Origin of the sequence: Streptomyces sp. NPDC006314 (assembly GCF_040613075.1) — a bacterium.
Classification (GTDB): domain Bacteria; phylum Actinomycetota; class Actinomycetes; order Streptomycetales; family Streptomycetaceae; genus Streptomyces.
The window spans coordinates 1-25,821 of record NZ_JBEXRL010000021.1 but is presented as its reverse complement, the minus strand read 5'-3'; the positions used below and the strand labels follow the sequence as shown (position 1 = coordinate 25,821).

Here is a 25,821-nt window from a genome sequence, read left to right as displayed (position 1 = left end):
GACGGCAGCGATCATGAGTGCCCCGTCAGCTGAGGGTCTTCACCGCCGCCGCGTCGTACGGCTTCAGGTCGTCGAAGCGGTCGGAGAGGACCTTGGCCGCCCACTCCGGGTCCTGGAGCAGGGCGCGGCCGACGGCGACGAGGTCGACCTCGTCGGCCTCCAGCCGGTCGAGGAGGTTGTCGATGCCCTTGACCGGGGAGCCCTCGCCCTGGAAGGCGTTGACGAAGTCGCCGTCGAGGCCGACCGACCCGACGGTGATGACCGGCTTGCCGGTGAGCTTCTTCGTCCAGCCCGCGAGGTTGAGGTCGGAGCCCTCGAACTCCGGCAGCCAGTAACGGCGGGTGGAGGCGTGGAAGACGTCGACGCCGGCGGCGGCCAGCGGAGTGAGGATGGCCTCCAGCTCCTCGGGGGTCTCGGCGAGGCGGGCGGTGTAGTCCTGCTGCTTCCACTGCGAGTAGCGGAAGATCACCGGGAATTCGGGGGACACCCTCTCGCGGACCGCGGCGACGATCTCCGCGGCGAACTGGGTACGGGCCACCGGGTCGCCGCCGTACGCGTCCGTGCGGCGGTTGGTGCCCGCCCACAGGAACTGGTCGACGAGGTAGCCGTGGGCGCCGTGGATCTCCACGCCGTCGAAGCCGATGCGCTCGGCGTCCGCGGCGGCCTGGGCGAACGCGGCGACGACGTCGTCCAGGTCCTGCTGGGTCATCGTCCTGCCGGTGGGCTCGGCGTCCGGGGTGACGAGGCCGGAGGGGCCGACGGCGGGGGCGTCCGGGAAGGGGGCGTCGCCCTGCTTGCGGACCATGCCGATGTGCCACAGCTGCGGGACGATCGTGCCGCCCGCGGCGTGCACGTCCTCGGCGACCTTGGCCCAGCCCGCGAGCTGCTCCTCGCCGTGGAAGCGCGGGACGCGGTCGCTCTGGCCGGCCGACTCGTGGCCGACGTAGGTGCCCTCGGTGACGATCAGCCCGACGCCGGCGGCGGCGCGGCGCGCGTAGTAGGAGCGCACATCCTCGCCGGGGATGCCACCCGGGGAGAACATGCGCGTCATCGGCGCCATCACGATCCGGTTGGGGACGGTGAGGCCGTTGAGGGCGATCGGGCGGGAGAGGATCCGGGCCGCGCGGGAGGCGGGCGTGGTGACGGTCACGTGGGGGGCTCCTCGTGAGTGACAGTGTTAACCGGCTGGTATGTGCGCGCGCATTGTTGCACCTTCTTAAGCAACCGTGTAGACGCAGGCCCCCATTCCCGGGCCGGCCGGCCCGGCCCACGTGATCCCGGACACGCCCGAGGGCGGTACCCCCTGCCTGTGGCAGGGGGTACCGCCCTCGTACGAAAGGACTGGTGCCGATCCTCGGAAGGATCAGAAGTCCATGTCACCGCCCGGCATGCCGCCGCCGGCCGGCGCGGCGGCCTTCTCCGGCTTGTCGGCGATGACGGCCTCGGTGGTGAGGAACAGCGCGGCGATGGAGGCGGCGTTCTGCAGGGCAGAGCGGGTCACCTTCGCCGGGTCGATGATGCCCTCGGCGACCAGGTCGACGTACTCGCCGGTCGCGGCGTTCAGGCCGTGGCCCGGGGTCAGGTTGCGCACCTTCTCCACCACGACACCGCCCTCGAGGCCGGCGTTGACGGCGATCTGCTTCAGCGGGGCCTCGAGCGCGATGCGCACGGCGTTGGCGCCGGTCGCCTCGTCACCCTCGAGCTCCAGCTTCTCGAAGACCTGGGAGGCCTGCAGCAGGGCCACGCCACCACCGGCGACGATGCCCTCCTCGACGGCGGCCTTCGCGTTGCGGACGGCGTCCTCGATGCGGTGCTTGCGCTCCTTGAGCTCCACCTCGGTGGCGGCACCGGCCTTGATGACCGCGACACCGCCGGCGAGCTTCGCCAGGCGCTCCTGCAGCTTCTCGCGGTCGTAGTCCGAGTCGCTGTTCTCGATCTCGGCGCGGATCTGGTTGACCCGGCCGTTGACCTGCTCCGAGGAGCCGGCACCGTCGACGATGGTGGTCTCGTCCTTGGTGATGACGACCTTGCGGGCGCGGCCCAGGAGGTCCAGGGTCGCGTTCTCCAGCTTGAGGCCGACCTCCTCGGAGATGACCTCGCCGCCCGTGAGGATGGCGATGTCGCCGAGCATGGCCTTGCGGCGGTCACCGAAGCCCGGGGCCTTGACGGCGACGGACTTGAAGGTGCCGCGGATCTTGTTGACGACCAGGGTGGAGAGGGCCTCGCCCTCGACGTCCTCGGCGATGATCAGCAGCGGCTTGCCCGACTGCATGACCTTCTCCAGCAGCGGGAGCAGGTCCTTGACCGAGGAGATCTTGGAGTTGGCGATGAGGATGTACGGGTCCTCGAGCACCGCCTCCATGCGCTCCATGTCGGTCGCGAAGTAGGCGGAGATGTAGCCCTTGTCGAAGCGCATACCCTCGGTGAGCTCGAGCTCCAGGCCGAAGGTGTTGGACTCCTCGACGGTGATGACGCCTTCCTTGCCGACCTTGTCCATGGCCTCGGCGATCAGCTCGCCGATCTGGGTGTCGGCGGCGGAGATGGACGCGGTGGAGGCGATCTGCTCCTTGGTCTCGACGTCCTTCGCCTGCTCCAGCAGGGCGGCGGAGACGGCCTCGACGGCCTTCTCGATACCGCGCTTCAGAGCCATCGGGTTGGCACCGGCGGCGACGTTGCGCAGGCCTTCCTTGACCAGGGCCTGGGCGAGCACGGTCGCGGTGGTCGTTCCGTCACCGGCGACGTCGTCCGTCTTCTTGGCGACTTCCTTGACCAGCTCGGCGCCGATCTTCTCGTACGGGTCCTCGAGCTCGATCTCCTTGGCGATGGAGACACCATCGTTGGTGATCGTGGGGGCGCCCCACTTCTTCTCGAGGACGACGTTGCGGCCCTTGGGGCCGAGCGTCACCTTCACGGCGTCCGCGAGCTGGTTCATGCCGCGCTCGAGGCCGCGCCGCGCCTCCTCGTCGAACGCGATGATCTTGGCCATGTGAAGTGGTCCCTCCAGGACTGGGGGTGATTCCTTCGGACCGCGCCCGCGCCCGCGACGGACGGCTCGCCGGCCTCGTGGTTCCTTGCCCCACCCGGCCTGCGGGCCTCACCGACCCGGTCCTTCACTGTCACTCTCACCTTCAGAGTGCTAACGCAATGATTAGCACTCGGCATGGTCGAGTGCAAGCGCCTCCGGGGCGACAGGCGGCGCTCAGCCGTCCGGGACGGGGAGGCCCCGGGCAGGAAGAAGGGCCCGCACCCTGTGCCGGTGCGGGCCCTTCGTCGCAAGAAACGTTCAGGCGGTGACGCGAACCATGTCGGCCTGCGGACCCTTCTGGCCCTGCGAGATCTCGAACTCGACCCGCTGACCCTCTTCAAGGGTGCGGTAGCCGTCCATCTGAATCGCGCTGTAGTGGACGAAGACGTCCGCACCACCGTCGACCGCGATGAAGCCGTACCCCTTCTCCGCGTTGAACCACTTGACGGTGCCCTGAGCCATGCCTAACTCCCCTATTACTGGCCCTTGCACAGATCCACACTTCGCGGACCCGGGTCAGACCTCACCCCCCATGGGACGGGGGCGTGCGCCGGAACGCGTCGACCGCCGCTGAATGTATCTGTCCAACTGCCGTCTGCAACAGGTCAATCGGACGAGAATTGCGGAGGAAACCGATCCGGAATGTGCCGAGAATTCATCCGACTTCAGGGCAAGTCGGGCTTCACAAAAGGAGCAAAAGCCGCATAAAACCCGCATACTTTGGCTACTTCTTGGCGGGCTGTGCGGTGTGAATCCAGGGTCCGCAGCCCGAAGGCCACGGCCGCGTTCCCCAACTGTACCGCGCTCAATCACACAGAATTGCCCCCTCCGCTTCTCTCACGGAGGGGGCAATCAGGGAAACAACAGGTAACCACTGTTACCGAAGGTAATGATCGGTCATTCCGTCAGCAGCCGCCGGCGACGGCCGGAATGATGGAGACGCCCGCCCCGTCGGGGGTCGCCGTCTCGAGGCCCTGCTCGAACCGGACGTCGTCGTCGTTGACGTAGACGTTGACGAACCGGCGCAGCTTGCCCTGGTCGTCCAGCACCCGGGCGGCGATCCCCGTGTGGTTCTTCTCCAGGTCCTCGATGACCTCGGCGAGGGTCCCGCCCTCGGCGGTGACCTCGGCCTGGCCGCCGGTGTAGGTGCGCAGGATGGTCGGGATGCGGACAGTGACGCTCATGTATGACCTCCGGTCAGCTCATCGCCCTCAGGGGCGCGGGGCTGTGTCGATATGCGGCTCCGCCGCGGGGCGCGCCCAGCCCCCACCGGCCCGCAGACGGAATCGATGGGCCGAAGCCCTAGGCGAGTCCCGCCTCACGGAACGACTCAAGGGTGGGGCGGATCGTCGCGGAGAGCCCCGTGCCGGCCACCGCGTCGAGGGTCTTGAGGCCGTCGCCGGTGTTGAGGACGACCGTGGTCTTCGCCGGGTCCAGCACCCCGTCCTTGAGCAGCTTGCGGGTGACGCCGACCGTCACACCGCCCGCCGTCTCCGCGAAGATGCCCTCCGTGCGGGCCAGCAGCTTGATCGCGTCGACGACTTCCTCGTCCGTGACGTCCTCCACCGCACCGCCGGTGCGGCGCGCGATGTCGAGGACGTAGGGGCCGTCGGCCGGGTTGCCGATGGCGAGGGACTTGGCGATGGTGTTCGGCTTCTGCGGGCGGACCACGTCGTGCCCGGCCTTGTAGGCGGTCGACACCGGCGAGCAGCCCTCGGCCTGCGCACCGAAGATCTTGTACGGCTTGTCCTCGACGAGACCGAGCTTGATCAGCTCCTGCAGCCCCTTGTCGATCTTCGTGAGCTGGGAGCCGGAGGCGATCGGGACCACGATCTGGTCCGGGAGCCGCCAGCCGAGCTGCTCACAGATCTCGTACGCCAGGGTCTTGGAGCCCTCCGCGTAGTACGGCCGCAGATTGACGTTGACGAAGCCCCAGCCCTCGCCGGCCGGGTCGCCGATCAGCTCGGAGCAGAAGCGGTTCACGTCGTCGTAGTTGCCCTCGATGCCGACGAGTTCGCCGCCGTAGACCGCGGCCATGACGACCTTGCCCTGCTCCAGGTCGTGCGGGATGAACACGCAGGAACGAAGGCCAGCCCGGGCGGCGGCGGCGCCCACGGCGCCGGCGAGGTTGCCGGTGGAGGAGCAGGAGAGCGTCGTGAAGCCGAAGGCGCGGGCGGCCTCCAGGGCCTGGGCGACGACACGGTCCTTGAAGGAGTGCGTCGGGTTGCCGGAGTCGTCCTTCACGTACAGGCCGCCGGTGACGCCCAGCTCGCCGGCCAGGTTGTCGGCCTTGACGAGCTTGGTCCAGCCCGGGTTCAGGTTCGGCTTGTCGGCCACGTCGGCGGGGACGGGCAGCAGGGGCGCGTAACGCCAGATGTTCGCGGGGCCCGCCTCGATGCGCGCACGCAGCTCTTCCGCGTCGTAGGCGGAGAAGTCGTAGGCGATCTCCAGCGGACCGAAGCACTCCTCGCACGCGAAAACCGGGCCGAGCGGGACGCGGTGACCGCACTCGCGACAGCTCAGGGCCGCGGCGGGACCGAGGTCGACGGCGGGACTGCTGGTGCTTGCAACTGTCTGCACAGCCATGGAGGCGAGGCCCTTTCTCCTCATCTTCCTCACGACGCATCTCGCCGTGAGACGGATTTGGCACCTTCCCTAGCCGGGAGCCTCGCGGAGACGATCAAGCTGATCTACGAGAACCGACTGGAGGGTTGCCGGGGCTTCATCGGGCCGTGTCCCTCTGCCCCTCTGGATGAGCTGTATGTGGTTGTAGACGCTCGTGACCCCCGACATGCGATGGTCACCGGCGTTGTTCAAGACTGTAACCGAAGGCCATGACAGTTGAGATAGTCGTCCGAACCGCGAGATGGATCACAGGTACGCCGCACGGCGTCACCGCGCGTGATCACGAACAGTGAGGAGCCGCAGACCGTGCTGGAAGAAGTCGAGCGCTGGCTGGCCACCCGCTCCTGGTCCGTGACCGATCGCCCTCTCCACCGGATCCTGGCCGCCAAGCAGCGTACGGGGCAGACGATCAGCGTCGTGCTGCCCGCGCTCAACGAGGAGGAGACGGTCGGCGACATCGTCGCGGTCATCCGTCACGACCTCGTGGAGCAGGTCCCGCTCGTCGACGAGATCGTCGTCGTCGACTCCGGCTCCACCGACCGCACCTCCGAGGTCGCCGCCGCCGCGGGCGCCCGGGTCGTCCACCGTGATGCCATCCTCCCCCGCATCCCCGCCGTCCCCGGCAAGGGCGAGGTGCTCTGGCGCTCGCTGCTCATCACCAGCGGGGACATCCTCTGTTTCATCGACGCCGACCTGAAGGACTTCTCCTCCGAGTTCGTCTCCGGGATCGTCGGCCCGCTGCTCACCGAACCCGAGGTGGACCTGGTCAAAGGCATGTACGACCGGCCGCTCGGCGGCGCGGCGGGCCAGGGCGGCCGGGTCACCGAGCTGATGGCCCGGCCGCTGCTGAACATGCACTGGCCACAGCTGGCCGGTTTCGTGCAGCCGCTGGGCGGTGAGTACGCGGCCCGCCGCTCCCTGCTGGAACAGCTGCCGTTCCCCGTCGGCTACGGCGTGGAACTGGGCATGCTGGTGGACGCCCTGCACCTGGCGGGACTCGACGCGCTGGCCCAGGTGGACGTCGGGGTGCGCAAGCACCGGCACCAGGACGGCCAGGCGCTCGGCCGGATGGCGGCGGCGATCTACCGCACGGCGCAGCTGCGGCTGGCCCGCGGGCATCTGGTCAGGCCGTCGTTGACCCAGTTCGAGCGGGGCGAGAAAGGGTTCGAGCCGCGCACCCACTCGGTGGACGCCGAGGAGCGGCCGCCGATGGCGGAGATAGCCGAGTACGCGGCACGCCGGGTGGCGTGAACGTGTGAACGCGGAAGAACGGCCGTATACAGCCCCCTTCCGGGGTGGACCGTACGTTTGAGCGTTTCCGGGCCGGGCTAGGTTGAGGCGTATGGCTTCCACGCACGGCGCTGAGGTGCTGGTCGCGTCCAATCGCGGCCCGGTTTCGTACACGGTGGACGAGGACGGTTCGCTGCTCGCCAGACGCGGCGGCGGCGGGCTGGTCTCGGGGCTGTCGGCCATCGGGCCGGACGCCAACGCGGTGTGGGTGTGCGCCGCGCTCGGCGACGGCGACCGGGCGGCCGTACGGCGCGCGGACGGCGGACTGCTGCCGGCCGAGGAGACCGGCGGGCAGCGGGTGCGGATGCTCGACATCGACGCGACCGTGCACGCCGACGCGTACAACGGCATCGCCAACTCGGTGCTCTGGTTCGTCCACCACATGCTGTACCAGACCCCGCTGGAGCCGGTCTTCGACGCGGAGTTCCGCCGGCAGTGGGCCGCGTACGAGGCCTACAACCGGGCGTTCGCCGAGGCGCTGGCCGAGGAGGCGGCCGAGGGCGCGGCGGTGCTGATCCAGGACTACCACCTGGCCCTCGCCCCCCGGATGCTCCGCCGGCTCCGCCCCGACCTGCGCATCGGCCACTTCTCGCACACCCCGTGGGCCCCGCCGGACTACTTCCGCCTGCTGCCCGACGACATCGCGGCCGAGCTGCTGACCGGCATCCTCGGCGCGGACCGGGCCGCGTTCCTCACACGGCGCTGGGCGGACGCGTTCAAGGACTGCTGCCACACGGTGCTGGGGCCCGGCATCCCCTCGGGCACGCGGATCGGCGTGCACGGGCTCGGCGCGGATGCCGACTTCCTGCGCAAGCGGGCCCACGAACCCGACGTGGACGAGCGGATGGCGGCGCTGCGGGGGGAGATCGGAGAGGGGCGCAAGGCGATCGTCCGCGTCGACCGCACCGAACTGTCGAAGAACATCGTGCGCGGGCTGCTGGCGTACCGGCAGCTGCTGGACGACCGTCCCGAGTGGCGCGAGCGCGTCGTCCACGTGGCGTTCGCGTACCCGTCCCGGCAGGATCTCGCCGTGTACCGGGAGTACACGGCCGAGGTGCAGCGGGTGGCGGAGGAGATCAACGCGCGGTACGGGACGGCCGGCTGGACTCCGGTGGTGCTGCATGTGAAGGACGACTTCGCGCGCTCGCTGGCCGCGTACCGGCTCGCCGACGTGGCGCTGGTCAACCCCATCCGGGACGGCATGAACCTGGTCGCCAAGGAGATCCCGGTCGTCTCCGACGAGGGCTGCGCCCTGGTGCTGTCGCGGGAGGCGGGGGCGTACGAGGAGCTGGGCGAGGACGCGATCGTGGTGAACCCGTACGACATCGGGGGCACGGCGAACGCGTTGCACCAGGCGCTGTCCCTGCCGGGCGGTGAGCGGGCGGAGCGCTCCAAGAGGCTGGCCGCGGCGGCGACGGCGCTGCCGCCCGCTCGGTGGTTCCTGGACCAGTTGCACGCCCTGGACGATCAGTCCAGCTGAGCCGCCAGCCGCCGCAGCAGATCCACGACTCCCTCCGGGCCGGCCACCACCAGGTCGGCCCGTTCCGCCAGTTCGGTGACCTCCGTACTGCCGCTGCACACCAGGAGGCCGGGGACGCCGTCGGAGCGGAGTTCGTCCACCGCCGCGAAGGCGGGGAGGTCGCCGAGGTCGTCACCGGCGTAGAGGACCGACTCGGCACCGACCTTGCGGACGTACTCGCTGAGCGCGACGCCCTTGTCCACCCCCGGCGGGCGCAGTTCCAGAACCATCCGGCCGGGCTCGACGATCAGGCCGTGGCGGGTGGCGAGGTCGGTGAGGGGCTCCCGCAGAGCCTCGTACGCGGCCTGCGGGTCCTCGGCGCGGCGGGTGTGGACCGCTACCGCCCGGCCCTTCTCCTCGATCCAGGTGCCCTGCCAGGCGCCGACCCGGTCCAGCAGGCCCGGCAGCTCCGCGCGGACCGCCGCCACACCGGGGTGCGGGGCGGGGGCGGTGACCGTGCCGGTGGCCGCGTCCCAGCGTTCGGCGCCGTAGTGGCCGAGGACGGTCAGGTGCTCCAGGCCGGGGACGCCGGCGAAGCCGCCGTACCGCACGGCGACACCGGCGGGCCGGCCGGTGATCACGGCGACGGAGGTCACCTTGGGGGCGAGCGCGGCGAGCGCGGGCACGGCTCCGGGGTGGGCGCGGGCCTGCTCGGGGTCGGCGACGATCGGGGCCAGCGTGCCGTCGAAGTCCAGGCCGATCACCGCGGTGCGGGGGCGGGCCAGCAGAGCGGCCAGCCCGTCCCGGCCGGCCGGGGTGGCCGGGGTCGGCAGAGGGTCCATGGGGTTGGTCGGGGAGTCCGTCGTAGGGGTGCCCATACGGCGACACTATCCGCGGAAGGCCGTGTCCACTCCTCAGCGCTCCGCTCGGCGGGCCTCCCGCACCCGGCGCAGGCGGTTCACCGTCACCGGGTCGTGGGCCAGGGCGCGCTCGTCGTCCAGGAGGGCGTTGAGGAGCTGGTAGTAGCGCACGGGCGACAGGTCCAGCTCCTCGCGTATCGCCCGTTCCTTCGCGCCGGGGCCGGGAAAGCCCCGGCGCTCCAGCGCGAGGATGGCTTGTTCGCGGTGGCCGAGTTCCATGGAAGGCACGGTAACGCCGGGCACCGACAACGGGCTCAGCCGGCGTTGCTGCTGTCGGCCGCCATGGCCGTGGCCTGGAGGCGGGTCAGGATGCCGGAGGGGCTGCCACCGGGGGCGACCGCCTGGCCGATGTTCTTCTTCACGGCCGCGCTGACCGACGCCCAGGAGGTCTTGCCGACCGGATACTGCTCGGAGGTGGGCAGCTGGTCGAGGAAGGGGTGCAGGGCCTTGTCGGCGGCCGCGCCCGACGCGCTCATGGTGTTGGAGGCGGAGCCGGTGACCGGCAGCAGTCCGTATGTGCGGGAGAAGGCGAGCACGTTCTTCTCGGTGTAGACGAAGTCGAGGAAGTCGCCGATCTGGTCGGCGTGCCCGTTCTGCCTGAAGGCCATCATCCAGTCGGTGACGCCCATCGAGGCCCTGGCCGTGCCGGTGCGGCCCGGCATCGGGACCATGCCGAACTTCACGCCCTTCTTGGCGGCCTGCTGGATCAGCGTGGGGTGTCCGTTGAGCATGCCGACCTGGCCGTCGGAGAAGGCGGCGAAGGCGTCCGCGCGGTTGAGCTTGCCGGGGGCGACCGGGCCGGTCAGGTCCTTGCCGACCAGGTCGTCCTTGAGCCAGGTGAACGTTTCTGCGTTCTGCGCGGAGTCGATGGTGTAGGTGCCGACGTCGTCGGTGTATCCGCTGCCGCCGCTCAGCAGCCACTGCATGGTCTCGGCCTGGGCCTCCTCGGGGCCCAGTGGCAGGGCGTAGGGGTACTTCACGCCCTTCTCCTTGAGCGCGGCGGCGTCGGCGGCCAGCTCGTCCCAGGTGGTGGGCGGGGTGATGCCGGCCTTGGCGAACAGGGTCTTGTTGTAGAAGAGCACACGGGTGGAGGCGGCGAAGGGGATGCCGTACTGCGTGTGCTTCCACTGGCCCGCGTCGGAGAGCTGGGAGAGGAAGTCGGCCTGGGTGCGGATGGAGAGCAGGTCGGAGACGGGGTAGAGCTTGCCGGCGGCCGCGTAGTCGGCGTAGGCGCCGATCTGGGCCAGGTCGGGCGCGTGCCCGGCGTCGACCATCTCCTTGACCTTGCGGTCGACGTCGTTCCAGGAGTAGACGCTGACCTCGACCTTCACGTTCGAGTGCGTGGACTCGTACTCCTCGGCCAGGGTGGCCCAGTACTTCTTGGAGCTGTTGGCGGCCGAGTCGCCGTAGTCGGCCGCGACGAGTCTGAGGGTCACGTCGGAGGAGCCCGTACTCCCGCAGCCGCCGAGAACCGCCGTCATGCCCAGTGCGGACACCACCGCGATCGTTCCTGCCGTACGCCGACGCACCGTCAAAACCCCAACCCTGCTGTTTGACCGTTCAATATGTGGACACATAAGGTCTACACCACGCAAGTGGACTAGACCTCTCCCGGGTGCGAGGGCCACACTAGGCCCTGTGGTGAGACATGTCATCGCCCTGGACGTGGGCGGTACCGGGATGAAGGCCGCCCTCGTCGGCGACGACGGCGCACTACTGCACCGCGTCCGCCGCGCCACCGGGCGCGAACGCGGGCCCGACGCCGTGGTCGCGGCGATCCTCGACTTCGCCGCCGAGCTGAGCGCGTACGGCGTGGAGCACTACGGCGAGCCGGCCGCCGCGGCCGGCATCGCGGTCCCCGGCATCGTCGACGAACAGCAGGGCATCGCCGCCTACGCGGCCAACCTCGGCTGGCGGGACGTCCCGCTGCGCGCCCTGCTCGCCGAACGGCTCGGGGTGCCCGTCGCCCTCGGCCACGACGTGCGCACCGGCGGGCTCGCCGAGGGCCGGATCGGCGCGGGACGGGGAGCCGACCGGTTCCTCTTCGTGCCGCTCGGCACCGGGATCGCCGGCGCCATCGGCCTGGAGGGCCGGGTGGAGGCGGGCGCGCACGGCTTCGCGGGCGAGATCGGACACATCGTCGTACGCCCCGGCGGCACCCCGTGCCCCTGCGGGCAGCACGGCTGTCTGGAGCGGTACGCCTCCGCGTCCGCCGTCAGCGAGGCCTGGGCGGCGGCCTGCGGGGACCCGGACGCGGACGCCGCCGACTGCGCCCAGGCCGTGGCGTCCGGTGACCCGAACGCCGTCCGGGTCTGGCGGGAAGCCGTGGACGCGCTCGCCGACGGCCTGGTCACCGCGCTCACCCTGCTGGACCCGCGCACGCTGATCATCGGTGGCGGTCTGGCCGAGGCGGGGGAAGTGTTGTTCCAGCCGCTGCGGGACGCCGTCCTGCGGCGGGTCACCTTCCAGAAACTGCCGGCCATCGTCCCGGCCGCCCTCGGCGACACCGCGGGCTGCCTGGGCGCGGGCCTCCTCGCCCGGGATCTCCTGACGACCACCCCTACGACTCCGGAGGTAAGCACCTGATGGCCAACGAGCGGGACAGCGCCCCGAAAGGGGCGCGGGGAACTGCGCGACCAGCCACAGCCCAGCCGCAGGTGCTCACCGGCGGAAACGTGGTACTGCCCACCGGAACCGTGGAGAACGGCCGGGTCGGCATCGATGGCCGGCGCATCGCCGGGAACACACCGGCCGACGCCCGGATCGTCGACGTGACCGGCCACTGGGTGATCCCCGGCTTCGTCGACATCCACAACCACGGCGGCGGCGGAGCCTCCTTCTCCGGCACCCCCGACCAGATCCTCACCGCCATCGACACCCACCGCCGGCACGGCACCACCACCCTGGTCGCCTCCACGGTCACCGACGAGATGGACCTGCTGGTCCGCCAGGCCGGCCTGCTGAGCGAACTGGCCGAGCAGGGCGACATCGCGGGCATCCACTTCGAGGGGCCCTTCATCTCGCCGTGCCGCAAAGGCGCGCACTCCGAGGCGCTGCTGCGCGACCCGGACCCGGCAGAGGTCCGCAAGCTGATCGACGCGGCGCGCGGCAAGGCGAAGATGGTCACCCTCGCGACGGAGCTGCCGGGCGGTATCGACTCGGTACGGCTGCTCGCCGAGCACGGTGTGATCGCGGCGATCGGCCACACGGACGCCAGCTACGAGCAGACGGCCGAGGCCATCGACGCGGGCGCCACGGTCGCCACCCACCTCTTCAACGCCATGCCCGGCCTCGGGCACCGCGCCCCCGGCCCGATCGCCGCCCTGCTGGAGGACGAGCGGGTCACCGTCGAGCTGATCAACGACGGCACGCATCTGCACCCCGCCGCGCTGGAGCTGGCCTTCCACCACGCGGGCGCGGACCGGGTCGCGTTCATCACCGACGCGATGGACGCGGCCGGCATCGGCGACGGCCGCTACATGCTCGGCCCGCTGGAGGTGGAGGTCAGCGAGGGCGTGGCCCGGCTGGTGGAGGGCGGCTCGATCGCGGGCTCCACCCTCACGCTGGACCGCGCGTTCAAGCGGGCGGTGACCGTCGACCGGCTCTCGGTGGAGGACGCCGTGACCGCCCTCTCCGCCAACCCGGCACGCCTGCTCGGCCTCTCCGACCGCATCGGTTCCCTCGAGCCCGGCAAGGACGCCGATCTGGTCCTGCTGGACGCGGACTTCGACCTCAAGGGCGTGATGCGCCGGGGCGAGTGGGTGGTCGCTCCCCAACTGGCCTGATCCGTCGGACTTCTCCCGCGACGGCGGCCGACTCATGACTGGGCCGGCCGCCGTCTCTTTGGCATGATCGAGGCCCCGGAAACCGATGGCAGGCGCAGCGACTCGAGGGAGGTCGGCCCGGGTGATCCTCACGGTCACACTGAACACCGCTCTCGACATCACCTATCGCGTACGGTCGCTGCGGCCGCACACCTCCCACCGTGTCTCGGACGTCATCGAACGGCCGGGCGGCAAAGGCGTGAACGTGGCCCGGGTGCTGGCCGCGCTCGGGCACGAGGCGACGGTCACCGGGTTCGCGGGCGGCGTGACCGGGCGGGCGATACGCGACCAGCTCACCGGCACGTCGCGGCTGACGGACGCGCTGGTACCGGTCGCCGGGGCGACCCGGCGCACGATCGCCGTCGTGGACCAGCTATCCGGCGACACGACCCAGTTGAACGAGCCGGGCCCGCAGATAGAGCCCGCCGAGTGGGGCGCCTTCCTGGACCGCTACGACGAACTCCTGCCCTCCGCCTCGGCCGTCGCCCTGTGCGGCAGCCTGCCACCGGGTGTGCCGGTCGGCGCCTACGCGAACCTCGTCCGCCGCGCCCGGTCCTTCGGCGTCCCCGTCCTCCTCGACACCAGCGGCGAACCCCTGCGCCGCGGGGTCGCCGCCCGCCCCGACATCATCAAACCGAACGCCGACGAACTGGCCGAACTCACCGGCTCGCACGAGCCGTTGCGCGCCACGCAGGACGCCCGGCGGCGCGGGGCGCACGCGGTGGTCGCCTCCCTCGGCGCCGGCGGCCTGCTCGCCGTCACCCCCGAGGGCCGCTGGCGCGCCGCCCCACCCGCCCGCCTCCACGGCAACCCGACCGGCGCGGGAGACTCCGCGGTCGCGGGCCTGCTGTCGGGGCTCGTGGAGCGGCTGCCGTGGCCGGACCGGCTGGCCCGCGCGGTCGCACTGTCGGCGGCGACGGTGCGGGCCACCGCGGCGGGCGAGTTCGACCGCGAGGTGTACGAGGAAATGCTGGAACGGGCCACGGTCTCGGCGGAGTTCAGCGCGGCTTGAGATGGCGGTCGGGTGAATTACCTCATGTCATCATCCGCCCGCTAATCCAACTCCCCATCCTCCGCAGGAGTTGGAGATGTAATGCGACTCAAGCGGAAGAATCCTTCGCTCGCCGGCTCGGCGGTGATGGTCCATCCAACCTCGCCGCCGGTGAGTTGGCCGGGTGCCTTCGCCGCGCGACGAGTGACGGAAAATCGGCACACAAAGAGACGCCCTTGCCCATCGCAGATGGGCAAGGGCGTCGGCTCTTGAGAACGGTTGCACGCCATCCTGGGCGCCCGGCGGCGCGGCGCCCACGCGGTCATGTCGTCCCCTAGGCGGAGAGACCACTGGCCGCGGGTGGCGGTGACCCTGCTGGTCAGGCGGCCTAGCTGTCCCGCGTGAGCCGGCCCTTCTTGATCCACAGCTGGTCGATCAGGACGTTGCACTTGTCACCGGGCTGGCAGGAGATGGAGAGGGTGTTCGGGCCCTTCTTCAGGTTCGGCCACACGAAGGAGTTGGTCCAGCCCTTGGCGAAGTCGCCGTCGGCGGCATCCCGCCAGTTCTTCAGCCGCAGCTTGCCGCCGAACGGCTCGCCGTTGACGGTTACCGACATCGACTGGTCGCCGCCGGAAGCGCTGTAGTTGACGAAGAGGGTGTACGCGCCGTCCTCGGGAATGTCGTTGACCGTCCAGGTCACCGAGGCACCGACCTGGTTCAGCCCCCCTACATAGCTGCCGTCCGCGGACCGCGCCCCGGTAACGTCCGAGGCCGCGGCGGCACCGCCGGCCAGCTGGAGGCTCTTGTCGGAGCCATCGGCCTTCGGCAGCTCGCCCGATGTCGCCGAGCTGTTGCCCGACGGGGTCGGGGAGTGGCTCTGGGACTGGGTCGGGGCCGGGCCGGACTGGGTGCCGGACTTGTCGTCGTCCGTCTTGCCGTTGAGCATCGCCATGCCGATGCCGATGACGACCGCTGCGACCACTGCGACCGCGCCGATCAGCAGGCCCTTGGTGTTGGGGCCGCGCCGGGCGGGGGCGGGCGGGCGGGCGGCGGGGGCGCCGCCGGGGAGCGTCTCCGGGGCCTGGTAGTGGGCGTTCGGCTGTCCGTAGGCACCCTGCTGCGGGACGCCCTGGCCGTACGTGCCGGCCTGCGGCTGGCCGTACTGGCGCTCGCCGACCGTACGCACCCTGCTGACCGAGTTCGGGTAGCCGTAACCGCCGGACGGCGGCTGGGCTCCCCGGGCCTGGCCGTCTGCGTACAGGTAGCCGAACGGGTCGTCGTCCTCGGGCGTGCTCGGGCCGTTTTCGCCGGGCGTCATCCCTAGGTCTCCTCAGCGGGTGCGGGTGAATGCGGTACAGGTCTGGAAGAGCGAGCCTACCCGCTCTCGTCGGCCCAAAAGGGTGACTCGGACCGCACCAACCCTCTGACCTGCGGATCAGCCCGCGCGGCGATGTTGTTTGGGACGAGATCGTTTCTCTATGTACATACGCTCGTCGGCTGACTTCAGCACCTCGTCCGCCGTCATGCCGCAGTGCGCCCAGCCGATGCCGAAGCTCGCGCCCACCCGGACGGCCCGCCCCTCGGCCCGGATCGGCTGGATGATCTCGTTGCGCAGCCGTACGGCGAGGTCCTGGGCGTCGGCCCGGCCGAGCCCGTCCGCGAGGATCACGAACTCGTCGCCGCCGAGCCGGGCGACCGTGTCGCCGTCGCGGACGCCGTTGCTCAGCCGCCGGGCCACCTCGATGAGGACCGCGTCGCCCGCGTTGTGGCCGAAGCGGTCGTTGATCGACTTGAAGCCGTCGAGGTCGCAGAAGAGGACCGCGAGACCCTTGGTGCCGTCGTCGCGGCCTTCCTGGGGGGCGACGGTGTGCACATGGTGGTCGTAGGCGTCGTACACCTCCGGGCCCGGCGTGAAGTCGAAGCCGTGGCCGGCGGGAGCGTCGAAGGCGTCGGGGGTCCCCCCTGCTCGAGCGGAGCCGAGAGCTTGGGGGAGGCCGTAGGCCGCGTCCAGGGACTCCAGCGCGCCGGGTTGGGCCGCACGGCGGCACAGCCGGGCCGACAGGCGCGAGCGCAGCTCGGCGGAGTTGGGCAGGCCGGTCAACGAGTCGTGGGAGGCGCGGTGGGCGAGCTGCAGCTCGCGGCGCTTGCGCTCCTCTATGTCCTCGACGTGGGTGAGCAGGAAGCGGGGGCCGTCGGCGGCGTCCGCGACGACGGAGTTGCGCAGGGACACCCAGACGTAGGTGCCGTCGCGGCGGCCGAGCCGGAGTTCGGCGCGTCCGCCCTCCGCCGAGGTGCGCAGCAGGGTGCCGATGTCCTCGGGGTGGACGAGGTCGGAGAAGGAGTAGCGGCGCATCGCTGAGGCCGGGCGGCCCAGCAGGCGGCACAGGGCGTCGTTGGTGCGCAGGATCCGGCCGTGCTGGTCCCCGCCCATCTCGGCGATGGCCATGCCGGAGGGGGCGTACTCGAAGGCCTGCCGGAAGCTTTCCTCACTGGCACGCAGGGCCTGCTGCTCACGCTCCAGACGGAGCAGGGCCCGCTGCATGTTGGCACGCAGACGCGCGTTGCTGATCGCGATGGCGGCCTGGAAGGCGTACATCTGCAACGCCTCGCGGCCCCAGGCGCCGGGGCGGCGGCCGTTGCGCGGCCGGTCGACGGATATGACGCCGAGCAGCTCGCCGGAGGAGCCGCCGCCGTGCACGCCGGGCGTGTACATCGGCGCGAAAAGGCGGTCGGCGGGATGCCACTCGTCCTCGAAGCGGGGCTCGGGCCCGTCGGTGTGCCACTGCGGGACGTCGTCGTCGTCGAGCACCCAGCCCTCGGTGTGCGGTATGAACACCAGGTCGCCCCACTGCTCGCCCATGCTCAGCCGCCGCAACCAGGACTCGCGGGAGCCGACCCGGCCGGTGATCAGGGCCTCGGCGGCGGAGTTCCCGGAGAACGCGGCGACGACGAGGTCACCGTCGGGGCGGGCGAGGTTCACGCACGCCATCTCGTACCCGAGGGCCTGCACCGCGCCGTCGGCGACGGTCTGCAGTGTGTCCGCCAGGCTGCGTGCCGTGCTCATGTCGGCCATGACCTGGTGCAGCTGTCGCAGGGACGCAAGGCGGACGTACGGCTCCGACTCGGTCTCCATGCTCGCCCTCCCCCCGAGACCTCGCAGCGAATCAAGGGTTGTCTTCGGCGCTTCTTTACCGTGGCTCTTACAGTGCTCTCGTGACTCCCCAGCCACTGAATCACAGCGCGCTGCCCACTCGGTACACAGGGTCAACAATTCTTGCCCCTTGTGACTCAAGTCACAGGAGAACGTGAACAATTGAGTGGAGTTTATGCGTTTGCCCTGTGTGTTTCCGAACGCACCTTGTCGCTGCGTTCACATGATGCACACGGCGGTCGTCCGCTGGTCCTAGGACCAGGCTCGGGCGGAGGCCCGATGCGCGCCCTCGGGGGCGGAGACTAGCGTTTCCGGCGTGCTGAACACCGCCTCCTCCATCACCCTCGCCGCTTCCGGGCATGCTGAGGGGGTGAGCAACGACGAGTTCCGGGCCGCGATGTCCCGACTGGCCGCGGGCGTGGTCCTGGTGACCGCGCAGGAACCGCCGCTGGACCCCGACGACCCCGAGGCGCCGGGCGTCGAGGACGTCGGCATGACCGCGACCGCCTTCATGTCGGTCTCCCTCGACCCGCCGCTGGTCCTGGTCAGCCTGCGCGAGGGCTCCCGCATGGACGACCTGCTGGGCGAGCAGTCCCTGTGGGCGGTGTCGGTCCTCACCGAGAGCCAGCGGCACATCGCGGGCCGTTTCGCCATGAAGGGCCGGATCAGCGACCGGCTGCTCTTCGAGGACATCTCCTACACCCGCGGCGAGGCCACCGGCGCCCCGCTGGTCGGCGGCGCGCTGGCCACCCTGGAGTGCCGCACCGAGCAGCGGGTGATCGCCGGGGACCACACCCTGGTCATCGGCCGCGTCCTGACCGCAGAGGTGCCGAGCGCGGAGGGCGGCCCGCTGCTGTACTTCCGCGGCCGCTACCGGCAGGTGGGCTGAGCCCGAAATCCCGTGGTCGCGGAGTGATCCGCCTGCCTAGGGTGCGCGGATGACACCTCGTCTGGAAGAAGTGACGCCCCGGAACTTCGAGACCGCCGTCGGCATACGCGTCCGCCCCGACCAGGAACACGCCGTCTCACCGGTCGTGCAGTCCCTCGCCGAGGCGTACGTCCACCCGGCCGGCGTCGCCTGGCCCCGCCTGATCGTCGACGAGGCCCGCACGGTCGGCTTCCTGATGGCGTTCCTCGACATCGACTGGTACGGCGACGGCAGCGTCCGGCGATCCGGGCTGTGGCGGCTCAACATCGCCGACGGGGAACAGGGCAAGGGCTACGGCCGCTTCGCCGTCGACTCCGTGGCCGCCGAGATCCGCCGACTCGGCGGCACGCAGCTGTACGTCACCTGGCATCCCGGTCCGGACGGTCCCGAGGAGTTCTACCTCCGCCTGGGCTTCCGCAGGAACGGGGAGACCAGCGGGGGACAGACGGTCGGGGTGCTGGAGTTGTGACGCGTCGGGGAGCCGCGCCCGGCCTTGCGAGTGGATCCGGTTCCCGGTTCGGCGCCCCCGCCGTCACCGTCCGCGCGGGTGATCTTCACCGGCGGCTACGCCCCTAGCCAGGGGTGCCGTACCCCCGAAGACGCAGCCGCATCCAGGAGCGGGCACCCCCGGAAACCGACCCCATACCGGCGCCGGAGCGTGCGGCGGCCCGGGAGTGGTCCGGTGTCGGCCGCTGCCCGGCTAGGCCGCCTCGATGGTGAGTTCCGCCAGCCGTGCCGGGTCGGTCACGATGTCGATGACCGTGATGCGGTCGGCCACGAAGGTGAAGGTCAGCACGCGCTCCGGGCGGCCGTCGGTGACGACGACCAGGCCGGTCGCGCCGTCGACCAGAGCCGGGCGCGCGATGCCCGCGAGCCGGGCGAACCTCGTCGCCCCGGAGGCGACCCCCACCGCGCCGCTGGACACACCGGCCTCGCTGCGGGCCACCACGTCCGGGTCGAGCACCGCCAGCAGCCCGTCGAAGTCGCCTTCCCGCGCGGCCGCCAGAAACGCGTCCACCACCTTGCGCTGCCGGGCCAGGTCGGCCTCCGGCGCGTCGGCGCCCCGCACCCGGCGCCGGGCCCGGCTGGCGAGCTGCCGCGCCGCGGCCGGGTTGCGCCCGAGGATGCCGCCGATCTCCTCGAACGGCACCCCGAACAGGTCGTGCAGCACGAAAGCCAACCGCTCGGCCGGCGAGAGCGTGTCGAGGACGACCAGGAGAGCCACCCCCACCGAGTCGGCGAGCACGGCGTCGTGCGCCGGATCCGGTTCGGCGGACGGTGCCGGATGCCAGGTGTCCAGGGGCTCCTCGCCCCGGGAGCGGCGCGAGCGCAGCATGTCGAGGCAGACCCGGCCGACCACGGTCGTCAGCCAGCCCCCGAGGTTCTCCACCTCGCGCGCGTCGGACCGGCTCAGCCGGAACCACGCCTCCTGGACAGCGTCCTCGGCCTCGGTGGCCGAGCCCAGCATCCGGTAGGCGACGGACCGCAGATGCCCCCGATACCCCTCGAACCGCCGGGCGAGAAAGTCGTTGCCCCGGTTCCGGGCTTCGCCGCTGTTCAGCGCACTGTCACTGTGCTGGTCGCTTGCTGGTCGCTCATCGGCTGGTCCGGCCTCTCCCGCGCGTTCCGTGGTCTCTCACCTGCATGACGCATCGAAGGCCGGAGATGTGACAGCGCGCCGCGGGCGAGGGTGGAGCGAGGGGAGGACGAGGGGGCAGGCCGGAGGGGTCAGCCCCAGTCCCGTCCCGAGCGCCCCCGCTTCGTCTCCGAGCGCTGCTTCTTCTGCCGCAGCCGGCGCTCGTTGATGCCGCGCGGAATACGGGTCGGCCTGCGGGGCTTGGGCGGCGGCGCGGTGGCCTCCGCGAGGAGCGCGGTGAGGCGTACGGCGGCGGCTTCGCGGTTGCGCCACTGGGAGCGGTGCTCGGAGGCCCGGACGGACACCACGCCGTCGGCGAGCCGTCCGGCCAGCCGTTGCAGCGCCCGTTCCTTCCACACCTCCGGAAGCGCCTCGGTGCGCGCGAGGTCGAAGCGCAGCTCCACCTGGGAGTCGCTGGTGTTGACGTGCTGCCCGCCGGGCCCGGACGACCGCGAGAAACGCCACATCAGCTCGGCCTCGGGAAGCGAGACCGAGCCGCGGATGAAGTAAGGCCCGGACATGCGTTCCATGTTCCCGGCCCCACCCCTCCCACGTCATCCGGTTTTCACCACTGCGGGTAAAAAAGGTAAAGGGATCCGGAACTACGGGGACCCCCCTCTACGTTCTTCCCGGTGACGGTAGCTTCGTCGGCACACATGTGCAGGGATATCTAAGGAAGGGACTCCCAACATGGCTGTAAGCCTGTCCAAGGGTGGCAACGTCTCGCTCACCAAGGAGGCTCCGGGCCTGACCGCCGTCACCGTGGGCCTCGGCTGGGACGTCCGCAGCACCACCGGCACGGACTTCGACCTGGACGCCTCCGCCATCGCGGTCAACGGGGAGGGCAAGGTCTACTCGGACGCCCACTTCGTCTTCTTCAACAACAAGCAGACGCCGGACAACACCATCGTCCACACCGGTGACAACCGCACCGGCGAGGGCGCGGGCGACGACGAGGCGATCAACGTCAACCTGGCCGCGCTCCCGGCCGACATCGACAAGGTCGTCTTCCCGGTCTCCATCTACGACGCCGAGAACCGCGGCCAGAACTTCGGCCAGGTCCGCAACGCCTACATCCGCATCGTGAACCAGGCCGGCGGCGCCGAGATCGCCCGCTACGACCTCTCCGAGGACGCCGCCACCGAGACGGCCATGATCTTCGGCGAGCTGTACCGCAACGGCGCGGAGTGGAAGTTCCGCGCGGTGGGCCAGGGTTACGCCTCCGGCCTGGTCGGCATCGCCCAGGACTTCGGCGTCAACGTCTGATGCTCCCCGAGTGATCGGCACGGGGAAAACGCCCCGGCGCTGAACGGGAGCCCCTGGACTGCGGCTCACCGCAGTCCAGGGGCTCCCGCCCTTCGGGCCTCCGCCTTGGGGGCCTCACCCGCTCAGGAGCCTCCCGCCTCGGGCCTCACACCACTCAGGCCCCACACCCCGGGCCTCCCCACCTTCGGGCCTCCTGAACTCAAGGACCCTCCCGCCTCGGGCCTCACCCCGCTCAGGGGCCATCCCCTCGGGCGGAGCCGTTGTTCCTTCACCGAACGCGAAAACGCCGGAGGCGTTCGGCGTCCCGGGCGATAAGTTGCCGCCCATGATCCTCGAGCCCCTGCCCCCCGGTCAGGACATCCCGGCCCCGCTGCTGGCCGAGCTGACCGCGCTGTACGCGTCCAACCGCGAGTTCCAGCGGCTCAGCGGCGACTTCCCCGACCCGGACGACATCCGCCCGGAGCAGGTGGCGGCGGTCCTGGCCGAGGAACTGGCCGTGCCGGGCGCCGAGGTGCTGACGGCCCGCACCGAAGAGGGGCGGCTCGTCGGGGTGGCGGTCACCTTGGCCCACCACCCCGACGCCGCCGACCCGGACCCGTGGATCGGGCTGCTGATGGTGGACGCGGCCGAACACGGCAAGGGCTACGGCCGCACCCTCGCGGAACTCCTCGAGAACCGTTTCCGCGCGCAAGGCCGCAAGGCCGTACGGCTCGCCGTCCTCGACGACAACCACAAGGCGCTGGCCTTCTGGACCGCCCTCGGTCACGAGGTGATCGACCACCGGCCCGACCAGTCCCTCGGCCGGCCCTGCGCCGTACTGCGCAAGGTGCTGCGGACTCCCCGGCAAGCGGCCCGGATCGCCGTCGTGGACCCGGACGGCGCGGTGCTGCTCTTCCGGTACGACAACGTCGAGGTCGGTGTCCACTGGGCGCTGCCCGGCGGCGGCCTGGAGCCGGGCGAGGGCCCGCGCGAGGGTGCCCTGCGGGAGCTGGCCGAGGAGACGGGCTGGACCGACCTGGAGCCCGGCCCGCTGCTGTGCACCTGGGAACACGACTTCACGCACACCGTTCCCGTCCGCCAGCACGAGCACGTCTACGTCACCCGTGGCCCGCGCCGGGACCTGTCCGGCCCGCGACTCGCCGCCGAGCACGCCGCCGACGGCATCCTCACCTGGCGGTGGTGGAGCAGGGCGGAACTGGCCGCGGAAGCGGAGCCGGTGTGGCCGCCGGACCTCGCCCGGCTGCTCGACGAGTGGGAGCGCTGAGAACACCCGCGGATGAACACCGCCGGCCGGTGTGACCCCCTGCGCCTCAAGTGCACTGCGATAGCCGGGAGTTGACGGCAGGGACCGTATCCGCATAACGGATTCCGCGGCACGCCTTTCGGATACGAACACGTAAAGTCTTGTCGGCGCTCTGTCAAACAGGCGGTCACCGGTGTCACTCTCTCCTCACTCGCCGCAGCTCTGTGCATTTCCCGTGACCCACCTGTGTCTCCACCCCACGAGACCAGTCCGAAGGAGAACGTGTGAGACAGCAGCCCCACCTCAACGGCGCCTCCCTTACTCCCCGCAAGACCGCCGTACGCGCCGCCGCCCTGGTCGGCTCGGCGGCGATGGTCGTCCTCGCGCTGCAGAACGGCCCCGCGACCGCCGCCCCCGCGCCGCACCCCTCCGGCGCCACCCCGGTCGCCCTCAGCGCCCCGGCCCGCACCGCCGCCCTGAAGGCGGCTCAGCAGCACGCCGGCACGGCGGCCCGCCAACTGGGCCTCGGCGCCCAGGAGAGGCTGGTGGTCCGGGATGTGGTCAAGGACGCGGACGGCACGGTCCACACCCGCTACGAGCGCACGTACGCCGGTCTGCCCGTGCTCGGTGGCGACCTGGTCACCCACGTGGCGAAGAACGGATCGCTCAAGGGCGTGAGCAAGGCGGCCAAGGCCCGGATATCCGTGCCGACCACCACGGCCGCCGTCTCCCCGGCGAGCGCGCGGAAGACCGCCCTGAAGGCCGCCGGTACCGCCAAGGCCACCGCCTCGGCCTCCCGCAAGGTCGTCTGGGCGGCCGGCGCCAAGCCGGTCCTCGCCTACGAGTCCGTCGTCAAGGGCCGCCAGCACGACGGCACCCCGAGCGAGCTGCACGTCGTCACGGACGCGCGGACCGGCAAGGAGATCTACTCCTACGAGGGGATCGACACCGGCACGGGCACCAGCCAGTACAGCGGCACCGTCCCGCTCGGCACCACCGCCTCCGCGTCCGGCGGCTACGACCTGGTCGACGGCGGCCGCGGCGGCCACAAGACGTACGACCTGAACGGCGGCACGTCCGGCACCGGCACCCTCTTCCACGACGCCGACGACGCCTGGGGCGACGGCACCGTGAACAACCGCCAGACCGCGGCCGTGGACGCCGCCTACGGCGCCGCCGTCACCTGGGACTTCTACAAGTCCGCCTTCAACCGCAACGGCATCGCGGGCGACGGCAAGGCCGCCTACTCCCGTGTCCACTACGGCAACGCCTACGTCAACGCCTTCTGGGACGACAGCTGCTTCTGCATGACGTACGGCGACGGCACGAACAACGCCGACCCGCTCACCTCGCTCGACGTGGCCGGCCACGAGATGAGCCACGGTCTGACCGCGGCCACCGCGGGCCTCAGGTACAGCCGCGAGTCCGGCGGCCTGAACGAGGCCACCTCCGACATCTTCGGCACCTCGGTGGAGTTCTTCGCCAACAGCTCCGCCGACCCCGGCGACTACCTCATCGGCGAGAAGATCGACATCAACGGCGACGGCACCCCGCTGCGCTACATGGACAAGCCCAGCAAGGACGGCGGCTCCGCCGACTACTGGTCGCGCAACGTCGGCCGCCTCGACGTCCACTACTCGTCCGGCGTCGCCAACCACTTCTTCTACCTGCTGTCCGAGGGCAGCGGCGCGAAGACGGTCAACGGAGTGTCCTACAACTCCCCGACGTACGACGGCTCCACGGTCACCGGCATCGGCCGGGCCAAGGCCGACCAGATCTGGTACAAGGCCCTGACCACGTACTTCACCTCCTCGACGGACTACGCGGGCGCCCGCACCGGCACCCTGCGGGCCGCGGCCGACCTGTACGGCCCGGGCAGCGCGGAGTACAACGCGGTGGCGGCGGCCTGGAAGGCCGTCAACGTCAAGTAGCCGAACGGACGGGGAAGTACGGCGACCGGCCCGCCCTCAGGGGCGGGCCGGTTTGCCGTCCCCGTACAGCCAGTCCTTCCAGATCCCGGTGAAGTCCTTGCCCGGGGCCGTCTTCTCGACGTACGCGGTGAAGTCGGCGGTGCTCGCGCTGCCGTGGCGGTGCGCGGCGGCCCAGCCCTGGATGATGGTGTAGAAGGTGTCGTCGCCGACCTTCTGCCGGATCTTGTGCAGGACCATCGCGCCGCGCTCGTAGACGGGACTGTCGGAGATGTGCGCGGCGCTGGAGGGCTTCGCCGGCGGGAAGGCCCAGATCTCCTCGTGATCGCCCTCGTACAGCTCGGTGAACTTCTGCTGGACGCTCTTGCCGCCGTGGTCCTCCTGCCACAGCCACTCCGCGTACGTGGCGAAACCCTCGTTGAGCCACATGTCCCGCCAGGACGTGGGGGTGACCGAGTCGCCGTACCACTGGTGGGCCAGTTCGTGGACGAGGGTGGAGGTGTCGGGGGCGCCGGGGAAGACGGGGCGGCTCTGCGTCTCCAGGGCGTACTCGGCGTCCTCCGGGCGGTCGACGATCACCCCGGTGGAGGAGAAGGGGTACGGCCCGAAGTTGGTCTCCCCCCAGTCGATGATCTCGGAGATCTTCGCCAGGACGTCCTCGCTCGCCTCGGCCTGGTCGGGGTCGACGGCGCTGAGGACCGGCAGGCCGTGCGTGCCCGTGCCGTGGGTGATCCTGAAGTGGCCGACGGCGACCGTGGCGACGTAGCTCGCCATGGGCTGGGCCATGTGCCAGGCGTACGTCGCACGGCCCCCCTTGGTGCTCCGGCTCGTCAGCTCACCGTTGGAGACGGCCTGGAGGTCCTTCGGGACGGTGACCGTGATGTCGTACGTCGCCTTGTCGGAGGGGTGGTGGTTGCCGGGGAACCAGGCCATGGAGCCGACCGGCTCACCGAGACCGAGCGCGCCGTCCGCGGTGGGCAGCCAGCCCTCCTCGGCGCCGTCGGGGTCGGTGAGGGTCCGCGGGGTGCCCGAGTAGCGGACGGTCGTGCTGAAGGTCTCGCCCTCGCTCAGGTCGTCGTGGGGACGGACGGTGAGTTCCTGGCCGGTGCGGCTCCAGCGGGCGTCCTGGCCCTCGACGGTGACCGAGTCGACGTCCAGTCCGGCGAGGTCCAGATCGAAGGCGGTCAGGTTCCGGGTGGCGCGGGCGGTGATGACCGCCGTGCCGGTGAGGTGGCGGGCGGCCGGGGTGTAGTCGAGGGTGAGGGCGTAGTGGCCGACGTCGTAGCCGCCGTTGCCGGCCTTCGGGAAGTACGGATCGCGTACGCCGGAGCCACCCGGGGCGCCGTGCACCCCGCCGTCGCACGCGGTGACGGTGAGGGCGAGGGCGAGCAGGGCCGCGGCGGCCGGGACAAGGCGCACGGATCTGGACATGTCAGTGATCTTACTGATCTTTTCGTAAGTTCGGTGGGTGGGGTGGGTGGATGGTGAGTCCGGTGTGGGCGAGGAAGGACCACGGCAGTTGTGGGTTGTGGTTG

23 protein-coding genes and 1 riboswitch are annotated in these 25,821 nt (G+C 70.9%); of the genes, 10 read left to right on the top strand and 13 right to left on the bottom strand.

Annotation, left to right across the window (positions count from 1 at the left end):
- Positions 1-25 precede the first annotated feature (25 nt).
- The 5 genes from ABZ079_RS29950 to thrC form a co-directional block, all read right to left on the bottom strand.
- Positions 26-1,150 (bottom strand): NADH:flavin oxidoreductase, encoded by a 1,125-nt coding sequence (locus ABZ079_RS29950; RefSeq protein WP_356942556.1) that lies wholly within the window; start codon positions 1,148-1,150, stop codon positions 26-28.
- 213 nt (positions 1,151-1,363) lie between these two features.
- Positions 1,364-2,986 (bottom strand): chaperonin GroEL, encoded by a 1,623-nt coding sequence (gene groL, locus ABZ079_RS29945; RefSeq protein WP_014673417.1) that lies wholly within the window; start codon positions 2,984-2,986, stop codon positions 1,364-1,366.
- Between the two features lie 297 nt (positions 2,987-3,283).
- On the bottom strand, positions 3,284-3,487 hold the full coding sequence (locus ABZ079_RS29940; RefSeq protein WP_004986573.1) for a cold-shock protein: 204 nt from the start codon (positions 3,485-3,487) through the stop codon (positions 3,284-3,286).
- Between the two features lie 443 nt (positions 3,488-3,930).
- Positions 3,931-4,209: a MoaD/ThiS family protein gene (locus tag ABZ079_RS29935; RefSeq protein ID WP_356942555.1), complete on the bottom strand. Its 279-nt coding sequence runs from the start codon at positions 4,207-4,209 to the stop codon at positions 3,931-3,933.
- Between the two features lie 118 nt (positions 4,210-4,327).
- Positions 4,328-5,611 carry a threonine synthase gene (gene thrC, locus ABZ079_RS29930; protein WP_356942554.1) on the bottom strand — a complete coding sequence of 428 codons (1,284 nt, stop codon included), beginning with the start codon at positions 5,609-5,611 and terminating at the stop codon, positions 4,328-4,330.
- 17 nt (positions 5,612-5,628) lie between these two features.
- Positions 5,629-5,784: riboswitch (SAM riboswitch) on the bottom strand.
- A 172-nt stretch (positions 5,785-5,956) separates the two neighbouring features.
- On the opposite strand from thrC, the gene ABZ079_RS29925 reads away from it, so the two are divergent.
- Both ABZ079_RS29925 and ABZ079_RS29920 read left to right on the top strand, forming a co-directional pair.
- Positions 5,957-6,901, top strand: a complete 945-nt coding sequence (locus tag ABZ079_RS29925) for a glucosyl-3-phosphoglycerate synthase (RefSeq protein WP_356942651.1) — start codon at positions 5,957-5,959, stop codon at positions 6,899-6,901.
- Between the two features lie 91 nt (positions 6,902-6,992).
- Positions 6,993-8,420, top strand: coding sequence for a trehalose-6-phosphate synthase (locus ABZ079_RS29920; RefSeq protein WP_356942553.1), 1,428 nt, complete (start codon positions 6,993-6,995; stop codon positions 8,418-8,420).
- Here ABZ079_RS29920 and otsB read toward each other — a convergent pair.
- From otsB to ABZ079_RS29905, 3 genes are read right to left on the bottom strand one after another with little or no spacing between them, the layout of a single operon-like run.
- Positions 8,408-9,277: a trehalose-phosphatase gene (gene otsB, locus ABZ079_RS29915; protein WP_356942552.1), complete on the bottom strand. Its 870-nt coding sequence runs from the start codon at positions 9,275-9,277 to the stop codon at positions 8,408-8,410. The genes ABZ079_RS29920 and otsB overlap by 13 nt on opposite strands.
- 36 nt (positions 9,278-9,313) lie before the next feature.
- On the bottom strand, positions 9,314-9,538 hold the full coding sequence (locus tag ABZ079_RS29910) for a DUF3263 domain-containing protein (RefSeq protein ID WP_356942551.1): 225 nt from the start codon (positions 9,536-9,538) through the stop codon (positions 9,314-9,316).
- Between the two features lie 35 nt (positions 9,539-9,573).
- Positions 9,574-10,818 carry an extracellular solute-binding protein gene (locus ABZ079_RS29905; protein WP_356942550.1) on the bottom strand — a complete coding sequence of 415 codons (1,245 nt, stop codon included), beginning with the start codon at positions 10,816-10,818 and terminating at the stop codon, positions 9,574-9,576.
- Between the two features lie 142 nt (positions 10,819-10,960).
- Here ABZ079_RS29905 and ABZ079_RS29900 point away from each other — a divergent pair, with 142 nt between their 5' ends.
- The 3 genes from ABZ079_RS29900 (at position 10,961) to ABZ079_RS29890 (ending at position 14,155) form a co-directional block, all read left to right on the top strand.
- Positions 10,961-11,905, top strand: coding sequence for an ROK family protein (locus ABZ079_RS29900; protein ID WP_356942650.1), 945 nt, complete (start codon positions 10,961-10,963; stop codon positions 11,903-11,905).
- Positions 11,905-13,104 carry an N-acetylglucosamine-6-phosphate deacetylase gene (nagA, locus tag ABZ079_RS29895; protein WP_356942549.1) on the top strand — a complete coding sequence of 400 codons (1,200 nt, stop codon included), beginning with the start codon at positions 11,905-11,907 and terminating at the stop codon, positions 13,102-13,104. The genes ABZ079_RS29900 and nagA overlap by 1 nt, the downstream gene beginning before the upstream one ends.
- A 121-nt stretch (positions 13,105-13,225) precedes the next feature.
- Positions 13,226-14,155 carry a 1-phosphofructokinase family hexose kinase gene (locus ABZ079_RS29890; RefSeq protein ID WP_356942548.1) on the top strand — a complete coding sequence of 310 codons (930 nt, stop codon included), beginning with the start codon at positions 13,226-13,228 and terminating at the stop codon, positions 14,153-14,155.
- Between the two features lie 367 nt (positions 14,156-14,522).
- On the opposite strand, the gene ABZ079_RS29885 is transcribed toward ABZ079_RS29890, so the two are convergent.
- Together ABZ079_RS29885 and cdgB are read right to left on the bottom strand one after the other, a co-directional pair.
- On the bottom strand, positions 14,523-15,452 hold the full coding sequence (locus ABZ079_RS29885; RefSeq protein ID WP_356942547.1) for a carbohydrate-binding protein: 930 nt from the start codon (positions 15,450-15,452) through the stop codon (positions 14,523-14,525).
- Positions 15,453-15,569: 117 nt separating this feature from the next.
- Entirely contained in the window at positions 15,570-17,267 is a 1,698-nt protein-coding gene (gene cdgB, locus ABZ079_RS29880) for a diguanylate cyclase CdgB (protein WP_356942546.1), read from the bottom strand.
- A gap of 334 nt (positions 17,268-17,601) precedes the next feature.
- Between cdgB and ABZ079_RS29875 the strand changes: the two genes are divergently transcribed.
- Together ABZ079_RS29875 and ABZ079_RS29870 are read left to right on the top strand one after the other, a co-directional pair.
- Positions 17,602-18,174 carry a flavin reductase family protein gene (locus tag ABZ079_RS29875; RefSeq protein WP_356942545.1) on the top strand — a complete coding sequence of 191 codons (573 nt, stop codon included), beginning with the start codon at positions 17,602-17,604 and terminating at the stop codon, positions 18,172-18,174.
- Positions 18,175-18,223: 49 nt separating this feature from the next.
- Positions 18,224-18,682, top strand: coding sequence for a GNAT family N-acetyltransferase (locus ABZ079_RS29870; protein WP_356942544.1), 459 nt, complete (start codon positions 18,224-18,226; stop codon positions 18,680-18,682).
- Between the two features lie 231 nt (positions 18,683-18,913).
- Here ABZ079_RS29870 and ABZ079_RS29865 read toward each other — a convergent pair whose 3' ends face one another.
- Complete coding sequence (locus tag ABZ079_RS29865) at positions 18,914-19,774, bottom strand: sigma-70 family RNA polymerase sigma factor (protein WP_356942649.1); 861 nt, start codon at positions 19,772-19,774, stop codon at positions 18,914-18,916.
- A gap of 167 nt (positions 19,775-19,941) precedes the next feature.
- Positions 19,942-20,379: an alternative ribosome rescue aminoacyl-tRNA hydrolase ArfB gene (gene arfB / locus ABZ079_RS29860; RefSeq protein WP_356942543.1), complete on the bottom strand. Its 438-nt coding sequence runs from the start codon at positions 20,377-20,379 to the stop codon at positions 19,942-19,944.
- A 160-nt stretch (positions 20,380-20,539) separates the two neighbouring features.
- Here arfB and ABZ079_RS29855 point away from each other — a divergent pair, with 160 nt between their 5' ends.
- The 3 genes from ABZ079_RS29855 (at position 20,540) to ABZ079_RS29845 (ending at position 24,289) form a co-directional block, all read left to right on the top strand.
- Positions 20,540-21,115 (top strand): TerD family protein, encoded by a 576-nt coding sequence (locus ABZ079_RS29855; protein WP_356942542.1) that lies wholly within the window; start codon positions 20,540-20,542, stop codon positions 21,113-21,115.
- Between the two features lie 325 nt (positions 21,116-21,440).
- Positions 21,441-22,379, top strand: a complete 939-nt coding sequence (locus ABZ079_RS29850) for a bifunctional GNAT family N-acetyltransferase/NUDIX hydrolase (protein ID WP_356942541.1) — start codon at positions 21,441-21,443, stop codon at positions 22,377-22,379.
- A 350-nt stretch (positions 22,380-22,729) separates the two neighbouring features.
- The gene (locus ABZ079_RS29845; RefSeq protein ID WP_356942648.1) at positions 22,730-24,289 is read left to right on the top strand and encodes a M4 family metallopeptidase; all 1,560 of its coding nucleotides are present in this window, start codon (positions 22,730-22,732) and stop codon (positions 24,287-24,289) included.
- Positions 24,290-24,325: 36 nt separating this feature from the next.
- Here ABZ079_RS29845 and ABZ079_RS29840 read toward each other — a convergent pair whose 3' ends face one another.
- Positions 24,326-25,717: a M1 family metallopeptidase gene (locus tag ABZ079_RS29840; RefSeq protein WP_356942540.1), complete on the bottom strand. Its 1,392-nt coding sequence runs from the start codon at positions 25,715-25,717 to the stop codon at positions 24,326-24,328.
- Between the last annotated feature and the right edge of the window lie 104 nt (positions 25,718-25,821).

Coding starts and splice junctions, on each gene's coding strand:
- thrC (WP_356942554.1), bottom strand. CDS start 5,611: ATGGCTGTGCAGACAGTTGCAAGCACCAGCAGTCCCGCCGTCGACCTC.
- nagA (WP_356942549.1), top strand. CDS start 11,905: ATGGCCAACGAGCGGGACAGCGCCCCGAAAGGGGCGCGGGGAACTGCG.
- ABZ079_RS29940 (WP_004986573.1), bottom strand. CDS start 3,487: ATGGCTCAGGGCACCGTCAAGTGGTTCAACGCGGAGAAGGGGTACGGC.
- otsB (WP_356942552.1), bottom strand. CDS start 9,277: ATGGGCACCCCTACGACGGACTCCCCGACCAACCCCATGGACCCTCTG.
- ABZ079_RS29845 (WP_356942648.1), top strand. CDS start 22,730: ATGGTCGTCCTCGCGCTGCAGAACGGCCCCGCGACCGCCGCCCCCGCG.
- cdgB (WP_356942546.1), bottom strand. CDS start 17,267: ATGGAGACCGAGTCGGAGCCGTACGTCCGCCTTGCGTCCCTGCGACAG.
- ABZ079_RS29850 (WP_356942541.1), top strand. CDS start 21,441: ATGATCCTCGAGCCCCTGCCCCCCGGTCAGGACATCCCGGCCCCGCTG.
- ABZ079_RS29840 (WP_356942540.1), bottom strand. CDS start 25,717: ATGTCCAGATCCGTGCGCCTTGTCCCGGCCGCCGCGGCCCTGCTCGCC.
- ABZ079_RS29935 (WP_356942555.1), bottom strand. CDS start 4,209: ATGAGCGTCACTGTCCGCATCCCGACCATCCTGCGCACCTACACCGGC.
- ABZ079_RS29920 (WP_356942553.1), top strand. CDS start 6,993: ATGGCTTCCACGCACGGCGCTGAGGTGCTGGTCGCGTCCAATCGCGGC.
- groL (WP_014673417.1), bottom strand. CDS start 2,986: ATGGCCAAGATCATCGCGTTCGACGAGGAGGCGCGGCGCGGCCTCGAG.
- ABZ079_RS29910 (WP_356942551.1), bottom strand. CDS start 9,538: ATGGAACTCGGCCACCGCGAACAAGCCATCCTCGCGCTGGAGCGCCGG.
- ABZ079_RS29855 (WP_356942542.1), top strand. CDS start 20,540: ATGGCTGTAAGCCTGTCCAAGGGTGGCAACGTCTCGCTCACCAAGGAG.
- ABZ079_RS29870 (WP_356942544.1), top strand. CDS start 18,224: ATGACACCTCGTCTGGAAGAAGTGACGCCCCGGAACTTCGAGACCGCC.
- ABZ079_RS29885 (WP_356942547.1), bottom strand. CDS start 15,452: ATGACGCCCGGCGAAAACGGCCCGAGCACGCCCGAGGACGACGACCCG.
- arfB (WP_356942543.1), bottom strand. CDS start 20,379: ATGGAACGCATGTCCGGGCCTTACTTCATCCGCGGCTCGGTCTCGCTT.